The sequence below is a fragment of the Acidimicrobiia bacterium genome (genome assembly GCA_035471805.1).
Taxonomy (GTDB): Bacteria; Actinomycetota; Acidimicrobiia; order Spongiisociales; family JAHEDJ01; genus JAHEDJ01.
On record DATIPS010000002.1, the window covers coordinates 1 to 14890 of the forward strand.

Annotated in this window: 17 protein-coding genes and 1 other RNA gene; 14 read left to right on the forward strand and 4 right to left on the reverse strand. The window is 63.2% G+C overall.

Annotated elements, in window-relative coordinates:
* On the forward strand, window positions 1–1097 hold a 1097-nt coding region (locus tag VLT15_00205), incomplete at its 5' end, for a metalloregulator ArsR/SmtB family transcription factor (GenBank protein ID HSR43635.1).
* Window positions 1098–1356: 259 nt separating this feature from the next.
* Here the strand turns inward: VLT15_00205 and VLT15_00210 are convergent.
* On the reverse strand, window positions 1357–2019 hold the full coding sequence (locus tag VLT15_00210) for an SOS response-associated peptidase (protein HSR43636.1): 663 nt from the start codon (window positions 2017–2019) through the stop codon (window positions 1357–1359).
* Window positions 2020–2152: 133 nt separating this feature from the next.
* Here VLT15_00210 and VLT15_00215 point away from each other — a divergent pair, with 133 nt between their 5' ends.
* Together VLT15_00215 and VLT15_00220 are read left to right on the forward strand one after the other, a co-directional pair.
* Window positions 2153–2686, forward strand: a complete 534-nt coding sequence (locus tag VLT15_00215; GenBank protein ID HSR43637.1) for a helix-turn-helix domain-containing protein — start codon at window positions 2153–2155, stop codon at window positions 2684–2686.
* A 107-nt stretch (window positions 2687–2793) separates the two neighbouring features.
* On the forward strand, window positions 2794–4491 hold the full coding sequence (locus tag VLT15_00220) for a formate--tetrahydrofolate ligase (protein ID HSR43638.1): 1698 nt from the start codon (window positions 2794–2796) through the stop codon (window positions 4489–4491).
* A gap of 119 nt (window positions 4492–4610) precedes the next feature.
* On the opposite strand, the gene rnpB is transcribed toward VLT15_00220, so the two are convergent.
* The 3 genes from rnpB to VLT15_00235 all read right to left on the reverse strand — a co-directional run bounded on the left by rnpB (window position 4611) and on the right by VLT15_00235 (window position 6055).
* An RNA gene (gene rnpB / locus VLT15_00225) (RNase P RNA component class A) lies at window positions 4611–5017 on the reverse strand.
* Window positions 5018–5062: 45 nt separating this feature from the next.
* Window positions 5063–5419, reverse strand: a complete 357-nt coding sequence (locus VLT15_00230) for a hypothetical protein (GenBank protein ID HSR43639.1) — start codon at window positions 5417–5419, stop codon at window positions 5063–5065.
* Window positions 5420–5527: 108 nt separating this feature from the next.
* Window positions 5528–6055, reverse strand: coding sequence for a gamma-glutamylcyclotransferase family protein (locus VLT15_00235; protein HSR43640.1), 528 nt, complete (start codon window positions 6053–6055; stop codon window positions 5528–5530).
* Window positions 6056–6094: 39 nt separating this feature from the next.
* Between VLT15_00235 and VLT15_00240 the strand changes: the two genes are divergently transcribed.
* The 11 genes from VLT15_00240 to VLT15_00290 all read left to right on the forward strand — a co-directional run bounded on the left by VLT15_00240 (window position 6095) and on the right by VLT15_00290 (window position 14890).
* On the forward strand, window positions 6095–7354 hold the full coding sequence (locus tag VLT15_00240; protein HSR43641.1) for a DUF3179 domain-containing protein: 1260 nt from the start codon (window positions 6095–6097) through the stop codon (window positions 7352–7354).
* Window positions 7355–7423: 69 nt separating this feature from the next.
* Window positions 7424–8611, forward strand: a complete 1188-nt coding sequence (locus VLT15_00245) for an acyl-CoA dehydrogenase family protein (GenBank protein HSR43642.1) — start codon at window positions 7424–7426, stop codon at window positions 8609–8611.
* An 89-nt stretch (window positions 8612–8700) separates the two neighbouring features.
* Window positions 8701–9738 (forward strand): anthranilate phosphoribosyltransferase, encoded by a 1038-nt coding sequence (trpD, locus tag VLT15_00250; GenBank protein ID HSR43643.1) that lies wholly within the window; start codon window positions 8701–8703, stop codon window positions 9736–9738.
* Window positions 9739–9747: 9 nt separating this feature from the next.
* Complete coding sequence (locus VLT15_00255; protein HSR43644.1) at window positions 9748–10179, forward strand: Fur family transcriptional regulator; 432 nt, start codon at window positions 9748–9750, stop codon at window positions 10177–10179.
* A gap of 26 nt (window positions 10180–10205) precedes the next feature.
* Window positions 10206–10538: a hypothetical protein gene (locus tag VLT15_00260; GenBank protein ID HSR43645.1), complete on the forward strand. Its 333-nt coding sequence runs from the start codon at window positions 10206–10208 to the stop codon at window positions 10536–10538.
* Window positions 10539–10556: 18 nt separating this feature from the next.
* On the forward strand, window positions 10557–10847 hold the full coding sequence (locus VLT15_00265) for a hypothetical protein (protein ID HSR43646.1): 291 nt from the start codon (window positions 10557–10559) through the stop codon (window positions 10845–10847).
* Window positions 10848–10928: 81 nt separating this feature from the next.
* The gene (locus VLT15_00270; GenBank protein HSR43647.1) at window positions 10929–11915 is read left to right on the forward strand and encodes an energy-coupling factor ABC transporter permease; all 987 of its coding nucleotides are present in this window, start codon (window positions 10929–10931) and stop codon (window positions 11913–11915) included.
* Window positions 11915–12676, forward strand: a complete 762-nt coding sequence (gene cbiQ / locus VLT15_00275) for a cobalt ECF transporter T component CbiQ (GenBank protein ID HSR43648.1) — start codon at window positions 11915–11917, stop codon at window positions 12674–12676. Before VLT15_00270 ends, cbiQ begins: the two co-directional genes overlap by 1 nt.
* Window positions 12673–13416 (forward strand): ABC transporter ATP-binding protein, encoded by a 744-nt coding sequence (locus VLT15_00280; GenBank protein ID HSR43649.1) that lies wholly within the window; start codon window positions 12673–12675, stop codon window positions 13414–13416. The genes cbiQ and VLT15_00280 overlap by 4 nt, the downstream gene beginning before the upstream one ends.
* Window positions 13417–13637: 221 nt before the next feature.
* The gene (locus VLT15_00285; protein HSR43650.1) at window positions 13638–13988 is read left to right on the forward strand and encodes a spore germination protein GerW family protein; all 351 of its coding nucleotides are present in this window, start codon (window positions 13638–13640) and stop codon (window positions 13986–13988) included.
* On the forward strand, window positions 13988–14890 hold the full coding sequence (locus VLT15_00290) for an ABC transporter ATP-binding protein (protein ID HSR43651.1): 903 nt from the start codon (window positions 13988–13990) through the stop codon (window positions 14888–14890). Before VLT15_00285 ends, VLT15_00290 begins: the two co-directional genes overlap by 1 nt.

Sequence of the window (14890 nt, forward strand, 5' to 3'; positions counted from 1 at the left end):
GAGACCTCACCCGACCGGCTCCAAAGGGCCTGGAAGTCGAAGTCGCTTCGCATCCGGCTACCGATCTGTTGTTGACGCTCATGGCCTTCGATTGGGATGACCTGACGGATTACGACCTGGGCCAGGCCTGGTTCGATGAACTCAAGGCGATGGTCACCGAGGACACCCGGCAAGCGCTCGAGGCGACCACGCTCAAGAACTCCAAGCTCTGGTCGGGCTTCATCAGCCTCGTGGCCGCCGGACCCGATGGCGAGACGATCCCCGAGTTTCTCCTGCGACTCGATGGAACCGGAGCAGTGGAGATTCGCAAGACGCTGCTCGAGCACCTGGTCGATCGTGACCGGGTCGATGCGGCGACGATCGACGCAGCAGCCGAAGGTGATGAGCAGGCGATTGATTCGTGCGTGGAATGCTGTTCTGAGCTGATCGGCCTCTCCGACGATTTGCGAATCGTATTCCGGAGAGACCCCGAAGAAGGCAAGCGAGACCTGCTCAAGGGCCTCAGCGGCTTCTATCGGGAGGCCTTTGCTCCGATCGAGGATCAGTTCACCGGCGCCATCGAGCGAGACGCGAGAGCCAAGCAAGCCATGTTGGCAACGATGTCGGCCGAACGGGTCATCGAGGAAGCAACCAACGGAATCACGATCGAACCGGGGTCCGGTGTGCGGTCGGTGCTACTGGTTCCGACTGCCGTACTCCGTCCGTGGGTCTTGATTCTCGAGCATCGCGAGACCCGCATCTTCGTGTACCCGGTCGCCGATGAGCACATGACCACCGACCCCGATGCGCCCTCCCCGTGGATCCTCAAGACCTACAAGGCCCTGTCGGACGAAAAGCGTATCCGGGTGTTGCGCCGGCTCGCAGCGGGTCCGGCGAGCTTCCAGGACCTGGTGGATTATCTCGACTCGGCGAAGTCGACAGTCCACCATCACCTCCGGGTCCTCCGTTCTGCTCGCCTCGTGCGGGTCAGCCTCGGAGCCGACAAGGAGTACAGCCTTCGCCGCGGCGTGATCGGCGAGGCAGCAAAAGCACTAGCAGAGTTTGTCGAGGCGGGAGCCTCGCAGGACAAGGAGAACACTGATGTATTCGATGAATGAAGACTTTGGACGGGCTCGCATGGAGCAGTTCGGGCAAATGATCGCCAACGCCCCTCCGCGGGGACGCGGCCGTCCCCACAGGGTGCGCACCGCCCTCGGCCGAGCACTCGTCCACTCTGGTTCGAGGTTGCTGTCGCAGGACAGGCGAGCACAGTTGGCCTGACCGACTATCTGCGGGTCTTTGGTCCTCCACACAGAACACCCGCTCTGCGAGGGGCCGGCGCCGAGGCGCCGGCCCCTCGCATTTCGCTAAAGGGTCCTAGTCGACGGGTATCACGCAATCGGGGGAGTTGTTCCCGACGCTGTTCACCAGTTTCGAGACGCGGTGAAACTCCAGATCGGGGTCCGATCGGAGTAGGTGGGTCACTTCGTCCGGGTCGCGCAGGTCTCGATCCAGCCATGCGTCCCAGAGTTCGCCCGGAAGAATCACGGGCATCCGGTCGTGCAGCGACGAGACCGGCCCACGAGAACCGGTGGTGATTATCGCCGCGGACGTGAGCACCTCTTTGGTCTCTGGGTCGGTCCACCTTGACCAGATTCCGGCCAGCGCCAGCATCGCACCATCCGTTGCGTGGATGAAGTAGGGCTGTTTCCCTTCGGGAAGGGACTCCCATTCATAGAAGCCGTCCGCCGGGATCAGACAGCGCTTCTGAGAAAAGGCATCTCGAAACGCAGGTCTTGTGGCGACGGATTCGGCCCGCGCGTTGATGTGGAGCGGGCCCCTGTCCTTCGACCACCAGGGTATCAACCCCCACCGAAAACTCCCGAGAAGCCGCCGGCCGTGGTGTTCCGCAATGCCGTAGATGGAGTCGGTTGGAGCGACGTTGTAGCTGGCCCCCAGATCGTCGGTCACGATGTCGTCGACACCGAAGAAGCCGGCGATGGTCTCTGGATTCGGGGTGACAACGAAGCGGCCGCACATGATCGAACCATACCGCCATTCCCGACGAGCAGTTAGAGTGTCCCAATCGCAGGGGGCGACCAAATCGCGGGCAGTGTGCCCGTTGGTCCCTCCGCTGCGCTGCAAGGCGAGAAGGAGGACAACGTTGGCCTCGATGCCCACAACGATCTCGACCAGGGAGCGGATTCTCACGGCGGCCGCCGAGTTGTTCGCCCGTCGGGGTTTTGCGAGCGCCTCACTCCAGGATGTCGCCGATCAACTCGGGATCACCAAAGCGGCGTTGTACTACCACTTCGAGTCGAAGGACGAAATCCTCCTGACCGTCTTGCGCCCGTATTTCGATGCTGCCGAGGAGTTCCTCAACCGACACTCAGCCGACCAGGATCCGCACCTTCTATTGACCGAATACCTGGATCTGCTGTTGGAGTTCCGCACCGCACTCGATGTGATCGCTTTCGACCGTAGCGTCCTGAACCACCCTGAGGTGGGAGAGATATCGCACGGTCAAACGGTTCGGCTGCGCCGCCTGCTCATCGGAAACGCGCCCACGATGGAACGGGAGATTGCAGCTTCCGCAGCGCTCGGTGCCGTCAGGGCGGCGACTGCGCTGGCCAGAAACTCAAACGAACCGGACGTGCGAAACTCGGTACTCCGGGCTGCATTCGCCGCGCTCGACACCGGCCTCTGACGCGTGAGAGGCCCGGGCAACGGGGCTCTCCGGGAGGGGAAGGTATACCCCATGATTGAGCAGGAGGACTCTGGCAGGCTCGGTGCGGTGAGGCTAGTTTCGTTGGCATGAGCAACTTCCCGACAGATATCGAGATTGCACGTTCAGCCGAGTTCAGGCCGATCGACGACGTCGCGGCAGAGATGGGGATCCCTTCTTCCGAAGTGGAACACTGGGGCCGCAATGTTGCCAAGATCTCACTGGATGCGGCCGACAAGATGGGCCCACCCAAAGCCAAATATGTGCTGGTCACTGCAACGACCCCGACACCGCTCGGAGAGGGCAAGACGACTGTTGCAGTCGGTCTGGCAGAAGGTTTCAAACACATCCATCGCAAGAGCGTCGTAACGCTGCGCCAGCCTTCCCAGGGTCCGACCTTCGGCATCAAAGGCGGAGCGGCGGGCGGAGGCTACTCCCAGATCATCCCGATGGAGTCGCTCAACCTGCACCTGACCGGCGACTTTCACGCCGTCACCGCCGCCAACAATCTGCTCTCCGCGATGGCCGACAACCATCTTCATCACGGCAATGAGTTGGGAATCGAGATCCACAACCTGACCTGGCGGCGAGTGCTCGACGTCAACGACCGGGCGCTGCGCAACGTCATTGTGGGGTTGGGTACGACCGCCGACGGGGTCCCGAGACAGGCCGGCTTCGACATCACATCGGCGAGCGAACTGATGGCCGTGCTCGGCCTGTCGTCCGACCTCAAGGATCTGCGCGCCCGCGTCGGACGCCTGGTCGTCGGGTTCGATCGGCATCGCAAGGCAGTCACGGCCGAGGATTTGAACGCGGCGGGCGCAATGGCCGTGCTGCTGAAGGACGCCCTGAATCCCAACCTGCTTCAGACACTCGAAGGCACTCCGGCGATGATCCACACCGGACCTTTCGCCAACATCGCACACGGAAACTCCTCGATTGCCGCCGATCGTATCGCCATTCGCGGCGGTGACTTCGTCATCACGGAGGCGGGTTTCGGTGCAGACATCGGGGCCGAGAAGTTCTTCAACATCAAGTGCCGTGTTTCCGGGATGAAACCGGATGCCGCCGTCGTCGTCACAACGGTGAAGGCGCTCAAGGTCCAGACCGGCAACTATTCCATAACACTCGGTCACGATCTGCCATCGAGCCTGTTCGAAGAGAACCCGGCGGAGGTCACGGCGGGAGCAGTGAACCTCCGGCATCACATCAGCATCATGCGCAAGCACGGTGTGACCCCGGTGGTGGCCATCAACGTCTTCCCGACGGATCACCCCTCGGAGCACGAGGCGGTCGCAAGGGTCTGCGATGAGGAGGGTGTTCGCTGGGCGATCGCGCGACCTTATTCCGATGGCGGGGAGGGCATGGTCGACCTGGCCCGCCAGGTCGAGGACGCTTGCGAAGAGGGCTCCGATTTCCGGTTCCTGTATCCCGACGATGCCTCTCTCGAGGCGAAGATCGAGGCCATCGCCACCGAGGTCTACGGTGCCGACGGAGTCATCTTCGATCTGGCGGCCCGCCGTCAGATCAAACGTGCGGAGGACCAGGGATGGGGAACGATGCCCGTCTGCATGGCGAAGACCCACCTCTCGTTGAGCCACAACTCCAAGTTGATGGGAGCTCCCAAGGGCTGGAAACTCCCCATCCGGGAGGTTCGTGCATCAGTGGGTGCCGGTTTCATACTCCCGCTGGCCGGCGATATCCGCACCATGCCCGGTCTCGGTGTCCGGCCGGCCGCACACGGCATTGATCTGGACGACGACGGGAATATCGTTGGCCTGAGCTAGGCCCGGGGTCCGGACCATTTTCTCAGCAATGCAGGTGTGCTGGGAGATGAACAGTATTGCTGAGAAAACGACTGATCAGATGTTGAAAGGTGTGGAGGCCCCCGAGGGGGCCTCCACCTGTCGTGAGTCTGCCTATAAGCCGGATTCTGTGCCTCTGCGGTGTTGCCGAAGAGGCGGCGATCATCCATCTGGGGCCGGCGTTGCCGCGCGACCTCGGTGCGGCCTACCTGGGACCTGGCTACTCGCCGAGGCGAGAGCCGGGCGGGCTACCCGCAGTCCCTGCTTGGCCTTGCTCCGGGTGGGGTTTGCCTAGCCGTCCCGGTCTCCCGGGATGCTGGTGGTCTCTTACACCACCGTTTCACCCTTGCCGGCTGGTGTGAACACCAACGTAGGCGGTCTGTTCTCTGTGGCACTTTCCGTCGGCTCGCGCCGCCTGGGCGTTACCCAGCACCCTGCCCTGTGGAGTCCGGACTTTCCTCCGTCTGGTTCCAGAAATGAAACAGGCGGCGATCACCCGGCAGGCTCACTCTCAGAAGAGTACAACGAATCCGGCCGGGACGTTCTTCCCGATTCAGCGGCGACCTGCGATTCCGCCGCCGAAACGCCCGAGAACTGCTGAGAGGATCACGAGTGTGACGATGGTCGGCGGGGGAGCAGGGCTTCCCGAGACAATGCTGACGGCACCGACGATGAAAGCCATCAGAACGCCGGCCAGTGTGCCGTGAGTGGCCGAGGGCCTGGTCAACCGACCTCCGGCGTATCCGGCGCCAATGAAACCCACGATGACGCCCGTCATCAGTGCAGGGTCGGTGGGGTTGTCGATATCCGGAATCAGGAGAACACCCCAGATGGTCAGGCTGACCAGCCCGGCGACCAGTACACCGCCTACCGCTCCGAGAATGATGGCTCCAACACTGAGGTAGCGCACTGGTAGTCCTCCGTCGACCGGAATGACTCTAGAGAATGCCGGATTGCCTCCGGACTCATCCGGCAATCGGCGTCGCCACTGCGGGATGTTGCGCCTCTCGGCCTGCGATCAGAACAGCGGGTCTTCCACGTATTCTTCCAGGCCGGCGACCCATCCCGTCGGCAAGCCCCAATGTCTGCCGCCTTTGACGATGAGGCGCATGTACTCCCGTGACGGAACTCGATCGTGTGCGACCTCGTCCACATGGGCGTGAGTGACCACCGGATGACGGCGGCCTTCCCGGTCGACGGCTCGGAAAGCCTGAGTCGGAGCCCGGCCCTCGCCGGCCTCGGTCTCGTCGATGGCTTCCAGGGCGCCGTTGCTCAGAGCGAACACAGCTCCCCAGACGGTGTTTCCGGCCTCTGCTCTAACCGACGGAAGCGAGCCTTCCCATTTCCCGTTGGCGAGCGGAAAGACCAGCTTCGTTTCGGGGAGATGAGCGATGAACTGGAATTCGGCGTCCGCCGTGACGGACTCCAGGCGCTCCGGCGATATGAGCGCCGTATACGCAAAGTACAGGGTGCTCAGGGCTCGACCTCCTCGTCTGACTCTCTTCGGACGGAGCATTGTAGTGATTCCGGCCGGGTTCTCGTCCATCGGGAACATACCATCGTGCGGACGACGTTGATGATATGCATGAGATCGAATATCCGGCATGCTGCCTCCTTCGTCGCTCTCGGTTTGACGCTGGCAGCTTGCAGCCCCGGAAGCGGACCGGGAGCCGGCCGGTTGCCGGCGCCGACCCTCACGGGAGGCACGGAAACCGGGACGTCGGTTGCATCCACCGATCCGGAAACCTCGTCGATTCCTCCATCTTCGGTTCCATTCCCGGACGGACCGTCCGCTCTCGACGCCGCGCCGGATGGGCTCTCGGGTGAAGGCTTTCCGGCGCCGCTGATCGATACCAAACGTCTTCTCCAGGGACAGGTTCCCGACGGGATACCCTCGATCGACGTCCCGAGATTCGTCGAGGTCGATGAGGCAGACGTATGGCTGACCGATGATGAGGCGCTGGTAGTGCTGGAGATCGACGGTGAGGCCCGTGCCTATCCCGTCCAGATCCTGATATGGCATGAGATCGTGAACGACGTCGTCGGTGGTGTGCCCGTAGCCATCACCTATTGCCCTCTCTGTAACTCGGCGGTCACCTACGAGAGGCGAATCGATGGACGTTTGACGACCTTCGGAACGTCGGGGTTCCTCTTCAACTCGGCGCTGGTCATGTACGACAGAGAGACCGAATCTCTCTGGACACACTTCGACGGCCGCGCCATCGCGGGCGCCAGGACCGGGTCCCGGCTGGATCCGGTTTCGTCACCACTTCTGGCGTGGGCAGACTTCAAGGCTGCCTATCCGGCCGGGATGGTTCTCGATGTCGAGCGAACCGGTTTCAGCCGTCCCTACGGATCCAACCCGTATGTCGGCTACGACGATGCCGGGAGTTTCCCGTTCTTGTTCGACGGCCAGGTCGATGATCGAGCGGCGGCCAAGCAGCGGGTCGTCGGGGTCAACTTGGACGGTGTTTCGATGGCATGGGCTCTCGAGGTGATCAGCGGAGACGGCCCTGTCGCGACGGATGTTTCTGTTGCGGGAGCATCTCTCGTCATCTTCTGGAAACCGGGTCAATCCAGCGCGTTGGAGGGTTCCGGAGTCGAGGCGGGACGCGATGTCGGCAGCGTCGGCGTCTTCCGGCCGGAGGTCGGAAGCCGGCGGTTGACGTTCGAGGCGACTCCGGAGGGATTCGAAGACCTCGAGACGGGCAGTACCTGGAACGTCCTCGGCGAGGCAGTCTTCGGTCCGATGACTGGGGAGAGGCTGGCCCCCGTTGCGCACCTCGACACCTTCTGGTTCGCGTGGCTGGCGTACAACCCCGCCACCGGATTCTCCGGAACCTGAGTTGACGCCGACGGTGCCGCACTGGCGCGGTAGCCTCAGGTGGACAACCCGCGTTACCAGAGGTGACCAATGAAGCAATCAACGCCGCCCGCTCCCGATCCCCGCGATTTCCTCGCCCTCGATTCCCTCCTGTCCGATGAGGAGATCCTGCTGCGCGACACGGTGCGCCGCTTCGTTGGTGATCAGATTCTCCCCGACGTCGCGGACTGGTTCGAAGCAGGGACTTTCCCGTCTCGCCGCCTCGCCAAGGAGATGGGGTCACTTGGTTTGCTCGGCATGCACCTCGAGGGATACGGATGCGCCGGAACGTCCGCCACCGCCTACGGGCTGGCCTGTATCGAACTGGAGGCCGGTGACAGCGGGGCGCGGAGTTTCGTCTCCGTGCAAGGTTCGCTGGCGATGTTTCCGATCTGGGCATACGGATCCGAAGAGCAGAAACAGGAGTGGCTGCCCAGGATGGCGGCCGGTGAGGTGATCGGATGTTTCGGCTTGACCGAATCCGACGCGGGCAGTGATCCGGGCTCGATGAGGACCCGTGCCCGGCGTGACGGGGACGACTGGGTGATCAACGGAACGAAGATGTGGATCACGAACGGTGGTGTTGCCGACGTCGCGGTGGTGTGGGCGCAGACCGATGACGGGGTGCGTGGATTCATTGTTCCCACCAACAGAGCGGGTTTCTCGACACGCGATATTCACAAGAAGCTGTCTTTGCGGGCTTCGATCACTTCCGAGTTGATCCTCGAGGACGTGCGGTTACCCGCCGATGCGGTTCTGCCCGGCATCGTCGGGATGAAAGGACCTTTGTCCTGTCTCAACGAGGCCCGGTTCGGGATTCTGTTCGGGGCCATGGGAGCCGCACGAGCCTGCTACGAAGCCGCGCTCGATTACTCGCTCGAACGCACCCAGTTCGACGCGCCGATCGCCTCTTTTCAGCTGACTCAGAAGAAGCTGGCGGAGATGGCCGTTGCGGTCAACCGAGGGACCCTGCTGGCAATCCATCTCGGCCGGATGAAGGATGCCGGAGCTCTCCGCCACGAGCACGTCAGCTTCGGGAAGTTCGACAATGTGCGAATGGCGCTGGATGTTGCCAGGACGGCCCGCGGGATACTCGGAGCCAACGGCATCACGTTGGAGTATCCGGTCATCCGGCACATGAACAACCTCGAATCGGTGTTCACCTATGAGGGAACCAACGAGATCCATACGCTCATCCTCGGCAATGCCTTGACCGGGATCCAGGCCTTCCGGTCGTAGGTCCGGTCGGGTGTCGCCGGGGCCCGGGCGCTATCGGAATCGACATGAGAACGTCGGGAGAGGATTGAGTCGCCCTACACTCCCGGGCCATGACTGAATCATTCTCCTGGCCGGACACTCTCGGCCGACTGGCCGGCGGCGAAGACATCTCCAGGGTTGCCGCCCATGCGGCGATGTCCGAAGTGATGCACGGCCGTGCGACCGAGGCGCAGATCAGCGCCCTCATCGTTTCGATGCGGATCAAGGGCGAGTCCATCGAAGAGATGACGGGATTCGTCGAGGCGATGCGGGAGGTGGCCGTCTCGGTGGATGTCGGTGTGCCTGTTGTCGACACCGTCGGAACCGGCGGAGATCAGTCCGGGACCTTCAACATCTCGACGACCTCGGCCTTCATCGCGGCCGGTGCCGGCGTCACCGTCGCCAAACACGGGAATCGTTCGGCATCATCGAAGTGCGGGTCGGCCGATGTGCTGGAGGCGCTGGGTGTCGTCATCGACCTCGACCCGGAGGCAACCGCCACGCTCGTCCGTGAGGAGCGTTTCGGATTCTTCTTCGCCCCTCTCTATCACCCCTCGATGCACCATGCAGGCCCGGTCCGAAAGGAACTGGGGATTCCCACCGTGTTCAATTTCCTCGGCCCGCTCGCCAACCCGGCCGGTGCGACCAAACAAGCCGTGGGGGTCTCCGATCCGAGCATGGCCGAGAAGATGATCGGTGTGCTCCGCAATCTGGGCTCTGAGTACGCGTTCGTGTTCTACGGCGAGGACGGCTTGGACGAGCTGACCACGACGGGACCTTCCTACATCTATCGCTTGCGGGCCGGTGAGATAACCCACGCCGAGTTCACTCCGGAAGATTTCGGCGTCGCCCGCGCCCGACGCGAGGACCTGCTCGGCGGGGACGCCACCACCAATGCGGCGATCACCCGGAGCATTCTCGACGGCAAGGCGGGACCACCCCGCGACATTGCCCTGGTCAATGCCGCCCCGGCGATCGTTGTCGCCGGCCTGGCCGGCGGATTCGAGGAAGCGGTGGCGGCCGCAGCCGATGCCGTCGACTCGGGTGCTGCTGCCGCGGTCCTCGACCGGGTGGTGGAGCGAAGCAATGAAATGAGGACCCGGGGTTAGAGGAACCCGATGCACCTGTCCACCGACGATCTGACGGCTGCGCTCAGGGAAGAGGGCTTCCGGCTCACTCCTGCCCGGCGGGCAATCTGTGCTGTGCTGGCCGAGAGCCATGAGGAGCACCTGTCGGCGGTGGATGTTCGGGCGCGGGCGGTGGATCGAGCGGGTATCCGGATCGACCAGTCGACCGTTTACCGCACCCTGGATGTCTTCGAGCGTCTCGGATGGCTTCATCATGTCCATCTGGGGCACGGTCCGGGCATCGTTCATTTCAGTGAAGAGACCGATCATCATCACCTCGTCTGTGAGGCGTGTGGCCTGCTGGTCGACGTGCCGGTCGAGGAACTTGACGGTGTTTTCGGGCAACTCTCCGAGCGCCACGGCTTTGCGCCGACCTCGATGCACTTCGCGCTGATCGGTACGTGCAAGAGCTGCGCCGACTAACTGCGCATCGCCTCTAGGATTTCCGAATGCGCCGGTTTGTCCTCTTGGTGATTTCTGTGGCCCTCACGCTCGCCGCCTGTGGAGGTTCGAGCACTCCCGCCACCTCTGATGACTCCGGCGTCCCCGAAACACTCTCCACCACAGCAGGCACGGTCGAAGCGGCAGATGTGCAGTCCGGCAGCACCGAGGTGGCCGCCGACACGACAGAAGGTGGCACTGCGCCTCCCGCCGGCCCGGTGCCCACCGACTTCGATGGACCGATCGCCGCCGATTTCACGATAAAGCTCAACAAGACGGGAACCTTCACGCTGAGCGAGGAAACCCGCCCCGTTTACCTGGTGTTCTGGGCCGAATGGTGAGCGACCTGTCGACGGGAGTTGCCCGTCGTCGATGAGATCGCCGGGGAGTACGGAGACGCGATAGCCTTCGTGGCTCTGGCCTGGAAAGGCACCTACAACGACACCGCAGCACAGGCGGCCGCCCTGCTGCAGTCCGGCAAGGTCGACTGGGCTCTCGACGACGAGGCAGAGATCTTCAGTCTCTACGGTGTGCCCTATCAGCCGGTCTCGTTTCTGATCACCGGCGACGACAAGGTCTTCGACACCTGGCCGGGAGTGCGGGATGATGCGGCCATTCGGGAAGCGCTGGACTCACTGCTCGATCTCTAGAGAGAGTAGGCGACGAGGACGACCTCCAGGCTCCGGGTTCCTATACTTGCAATTGAGTTGCAATAAGGACTTTCCCAGCGCATGCATATTCCCGACGGGTTCATCAACGGCGCAACTTCACTGGGTGCCGGCGTGGTGGCAGCTTCCAGCCTGGCAGCCGGTCTGCGCAGAGCGGGCAAGGTTTTGCAGGATCGTCAGATACCGCTTGCCGGCCTCCTCGCCGCGTTTGTGTTCGTGTTGCAAATGCTCAACTTCCCGGTGGTCGGTGGCATGAGTGGCCACCTTCTCGGGGGAGCTCTTGCGGCACTTCTCGTCGGTCCCTGGATCGGACTCGTGGTCATGACCGTCGTTGTTGGGGTCCAAGCGCTGCTGTTCGCGGATGGTGGACTCTCGGCACTCGGATTGAACGTCATAAACATGGGCCTGCTCACCGTCGCCACCGGGTGGTTGGCTTTCCGGGTTGTGATGATCGTGCTTCCCAAGAACTCGACCTCGGTCCTCACCGCAGGGGCCTTCGGGGCGTGGTTGTCGGTGGTGGTTTCCTCTCTCGGGTTCGTCGGGGAATATTCCATCGGGGGAGTCGGGAACGCTTCGCTGAGCACCGTCCTGGCGGCAATGGCGGGGACCCATGCACTGATCGGCATCGGCGAGGGCCTGATAACCGCCGGCGTGCTCGGCGCGGTGCTGGCCGTGCGTCCGGATCTGGTTCATGGAGCGCGGATCTTCGGGATCAGTCGCGCTGATACCACATTGCTCGGCCGGCGCCGGGTCGCCTTGTTCGTGGCCGGCGGAGTGGCAGTGGCAGCTCTGCTGGTCACCGTGGTCGCTCCACTGGCCTCCGATGATCCGGATGGTCTGGAACGTGTCGCCATCGACCAGGGGTTTGCCGATGAGGCGCGTGACCATTCGCTCGGCGACTCTCCTTTGGCCGGATACGGAGTCGAGGGTCTCGAGGGCGATCGGATGGGCACCGTCGTTGCCGGTTTGATCGGGCTGGGAGCGACGTTCGCGGCCGGAGTGGCCTTCATGTTCGTCGTCCGTGGTAGGCGAGCCCGGTCCAACCACTGATGGCGGGCACCCACACACATGCTCTCTTCGTCCATGGGGACAGCGAACTGCACCGGCTCCCCGCCTCGCCGAAGCTGGGCGCGCTGGGTCTGTTCGTGCTGGCGGTGGTGTTGACACCGAGGGAGGCGATCGGGGCCTTCGGTGTGCATGCCGGTCTCGTTCTCGTCGGTGCCTGGGTCGCCGGGTTGAAACCGATGTTCATGGCGAGACGGTTGCTGATCGAGATTCCGTTCGTCCTGTTTGCGGTGCTACTTCCTTTCTTCGGTGGTGGAGAGCGGATCGAGGTAGTCGGCCTGTCGCTGTCGGTTGAAGGCTTGTGGGGAGGTTGGAACATCGTCGCCAAGGCCACGCTCGGGCTGGCGGCATCCGTCGTGCTGACCGCAACGACCACCGTGCCCGACATCCTTTCTGGACTCGATCGGCTCCGCGTTCCCCGTTTGATCACGTCGATAGCGGGGTTCATGGTCCGGTACCTCGACGTCATCGCAGGCGAGATGCACCGGATGCGGATGGCGATGCTGTCGCGCGGTCACAACCCGCGCTGGATCTGGCAGCTGAAGGCCTACACGGCGTCTGCCGGAGCACTCTTCATCAGGTCCTACGAGCGGGGCGAACGCGTCTACTACGCGATGACGGCACGCGGATTCACCGGTCGTGTTCCGACATTCGATGGGAAAGTCCGGCCCGCAGATTGGGCACGTGCGTTGAGTGTGCCCGCTATCGCCTGGCTGGCCGCCGGTTGGGGAGTGGTGGCGCGATGACCATTCCCGCCCTGGAGGTTGTGGGCCTCAACTATCACTACCCGGACGGAACCGAGGTCCTGCGCGATGCCGGTTTCCACATCCACCCCGGCGAGCGGGTGGCTCTCCTCGGCCCGAACGGGGCCGGCAAGACCACGCTGGTGTTCCACCTGAACGGGATCTTCCGGCCGGAGAGTGGGTCGGTGACCGTGGCCGGGTTGCCGGTCGAGGACGCCAACCTCATGGAGATCCGGCGACGGGTCGGAATCGTCTTTCAGGACCCGGATGATCAGTTGTTCATGCCGACCGTCCGCCAAGACGTCGCTTTCGGTCCGGCCAACTACGGACTGGAAGGTGACGAGTTGGATGAGCGCGTGACCGAAGCCCTCTCTGCCGTCGGGATGCTCGGTGTCGCGGACCGGCCACCCCACCATCTCAGCCTCGGCCAGCGCCGTCGAGTGGCGGTGGCAACCGTCCTGGCGATGCGTCCTGAGATCGTTGTGCTCGATGAGCCTTCTTCGAACCTGGACCCTGCGTCGCGTCGTGAACTCGCCGCCATCCTGACCTCGCTGGAGATCACGATGCTGATGGTGACGCACGATCTGCCGTACGCCCTCGAGCTCTGCCCGCGGGCACTGGTGATGAATGAGGGAAGGATCATCGCGGACGGTCCTACGAAGCAGATCCTCTCCGATCGCGACCTGATGAAGGCCAACCGGCTCGAACTCCCGATGGGTTTCGATCCGAATATCGCGAACTGACGGCATCCTCGCGACTCGACTTTGTCGCCGGTTATCGGCACGCGGGTGTCTCGAGTCGGCACATGTGACGTTTTGCCCTACCGGGCTCCCGCCGTCTCGACATACCCTGCGAATTGGCCGGTGAGGCGTTCGGTCAGAGCTTCCCGATCCGTTGGCCCGCTCGAGGGTGACCGAGTTTCCGGTGCCCGGTGAGCCGGGCACGTGTTCGAGGAGGAGGAATGATGAAGCTCGATGAGCTGATGGCGGAGGCGGGCGACACCATCACCGTGCGCCGTGTGTTCGGTGAGCCCTACGAAAGGGACGGCCTGACCCTCATAACTGCTGCTTCCGTGCGGGGCGGAGGCGGCGCCGGTCAGGGCGAGGGCGGAGGTGCCAAACCTGCGGGTGCGGGTGGTGGTTTCGGCGTGACGGCTCGCCCGGTTGGGGCCTACGTAATCCGTGGTGACGTCGTCTCCTGGGTGCCCGCTGCCGACACCACCCGGGTGATCATCGTCGGCGAGGCAGTTGGGATCTTTGCACTGTTCGTCGTCCGGTCGATTCTGCGGGCACGGCGGAAACGGGCCGGTGCCTAGTGCCGGCGGTCGTCGAGGTAGCGCATCTCGCCAAGAGCTACGGCAGTTTCACGGCGGTGGAGGATGTGACCTTCACCGTCGAGGAAGGCGAGATCTTCGGGATTCTCGGTCCCAACGGCGCCGGCAAGACGACAACGGTCGAATGTCTGCAAGGACTTCGCAAGGCCGACGGCGGCGAGGCACGCGTGCTGGGACACAACCCCCGTCATGAAGCGGCACAACTGCGAAGGAAGATCGGATCCCAGCTGCAAGAGTCGGCCCTGCCCGATCGCCTGAAGGTTTGGGAAGCACTCGGATTGTTTTCGTCGCTGGTACCTGGGGGGCCTTCGTGGGAGTCCGTACTGGACCAGTGGGGCCTATCTCAGAAACGCAACGCCAAGTTCGGAAGTCTCTCAGGAGGCCAGCAGCAGCGTCTGTTCATAGCGCTGGCCGTGGTCAATGCCCCCGAACTGGTCTTTCTCGACGAGATGACAACCGGCCTCGATCCGATGTCGAGACGGGCAACCTGGGATCTCATCAAGCAGATCCGCGACAACGGTTCGACTGTCATACTCGTCACTCACTTCATGGACGAGGCCGAGAACCTCTGTGATCGAATCGCGGTGATAGACGACAAGCGAGTCGTGGCGCTCGACACCCCGGAAGGGCTCATCCAGAGATACGCGGGGGAGGCTGAGGTCACTTTCTCAGCCGAAGTCGATGACCTGAGCTTCCTGCTGCAGTTGGACGAGGTCCACCGGGTGGATCGGCAAGGTCGGCGGGCAAAGGTGACCGGGACGGGGCCGCTGCTGGCGCGAGTTGCCGCCGAGATCGTGCGGAACGGAATCGTGCCCGTGGATCTCGAGGTCAAGCGGGCGACCCTGGAGGACGTCTTCCTCGCAATCACGGAAGAGGCTCGCTGA

Excerpts from the sequence above, each read along its gene's own strand:
- VLT15_00280 (HSR43649.1), top strand. The coding sequence starts at position 12,673 with ATGACCATTCCCGCCCTGGAGGTTGTGGGCCTCAACTATCACTACCCG.
- VLT15_00255 (HSR43644.1), top strand. The coding sequence starts at position 9,748 with ATGCACCTGTCCACCGACGATCTGACGGCTGCGCTCAGGGAAGAGGGC.
- VLT15_00240 (HSR43641.1), top strand. The coding sequence starts at position 6,095 with ATGAGATCGAATATCCGGCATGCTGCCTCCTTCGTCGCTCTCGGTTTG.
- VLT15_00235 (HSR43640.1), bottom strand. The coding sequence starts at position 6,055 with ATGGACGAGAACCCGGCCGGAATCACTACAATGCTCCGTCCGAAGAGA.
- VLT15_00215 (HSR43637.1), top strand. The coding sequence starts at position 2,153 with ATGCCCACAACGATCTCGACCAGGGAGCGGATTCTCACGGCGGCCGCC.
- VLT15_00260 (HSR43645.1), top strand. The coding sequence starts at position 10,206 with ATGCGCCGGTTTGTCCTCTTGGTGATTTCTGTGGCCCTCACGCTCGCC.
- VLT15_00270 (HSR43647.1), top strand. The coding sequence starts at position 10,929 with ATGCATATTCCCGACGGGTTCATCAACGGCGCAACTTCACTGGGTGCC.
- VLT15_00245 (HSR43642.1), top strand. The coding sequence starts at position 7,424 with ATGAAGCAATCAACGCCGCCCGCTCCCGATCCCCGCGATTTCCTCGCC.
- VLT15_00220 (HSR43638.1), top strand. The coding sequence starts at position 2,794 with ATGAGCAACTTCCCGACAGATATCGAGATTGCACGTTCAGCCGAGTTC.
- VLT15_00210 (HSR43636.1), bottom strand. The coding sequence starts at position 2,019 with ATGTGCGGCCGCTTCGTTGTCACCCCGAATCCAGAGACCATCGCCGGC.
- cbiQ (HSR43648.1), top strand. The coding sequence starts at position 11,915 with ATGGCGGGCACCCACACACATGCTCTCTTCGTCCATGGGGACAGCGAA.
- trpD (HSR43643.1), top strand. The coding sequence starts at position 8,701 with ATGACTGAATCATTCTCCTGGCCGGACACTCTCGGCCGACTGGCCGGC.
- VLT15_00285 (HSR43650.1), top strand. The coding sequence starts at position 13,638 with ATGAAGCTCGATGAGCTGATGGCGGAGGCGGGCGACACCATCACCGTG.